The 665-nt window shown below is 77.0% G+C and carries 1 pseudogene; it reads left to right on the top strand.

The annotated features are described in order from the left end of the window. Window positions 1-105 precede the first annotated feature (105 nt). Window positions 106-665, top strand: a pseudogene (locus D8M29_RS12805) (hypothetical protein); the annotation flags it as partial.

The following is a 665-nucleotide window of genomic DNA, read 5'->3' as shown; positions in this document are numbered from 1 at the left end:
AGGCGGGGGTCGCGGCCCCGCGTAGACTGGTGTGACCGTCGCCGCGCGGCCCGTGCCCGGCGGCGAGGACGGCCCGATCAGGACCCCCAGGAAAGACGGTGTCGCGTGCGCGCAGTGCCCTCGAGGACCACCCGCGCCGCCCGCGTGCCCTTCTCCGGATGGCTCGCCCTGGGCAGCGCCGGGCTGGCACTGCTGGCCCCCACCCCCTACATCCTCGAGGGCCCCGGCCCCGCCGTGGACCTGCTGGGCGAACGCGAGGGTCGACCGGTGCTGCGCGTCGAGGGCGGCGAGGCGGACCCGGGTGAGGGGACCCTGGCCATGACCACCGTGATGGTCGGGGGCCCGCCCATCGGCACCACCTCCCTGCTCGATCTCGGCCGCGGCCTGACGGACCCCGCCGTGGACGTGGTCCCGCGCGAGCTGATGTACCCCACCGGCGTCACCTCCGACGAGGTCGGCGAGGCCAATTCGGCGGCCATGTCGGACTCCCAGCAGACCGCGACCGCCGCGGCCCTGCACGAGCTCGGCCGGGAGGTGCCCCAGCGGCTCGTCGTGCAGCAGCTCGTGTCCGGCGGGCCCGCCGAGGGTGTCCTGCGGGCCGGGGACGAGGTGAGCGCCGCCGAGGGACGGCCCGTGGCCGACCTGGAGGCCGTGCGCGCCGCCGA

The organism is Micrococcus sp. HSID17227, from assembly GCF_003989405.1.
GTDB classification, from domain to species: Bacteria; Actinomycetota; Actinomycetes; order Actinomycetales; family Micrococcaceae; genus Micrococcus; species Micrococcus luteus.
The sequence above is the reverse complement of the archived record's forward strand: the minus strand, read 5'-3'. Positions and strand labels throughout refer to the sequence as shown.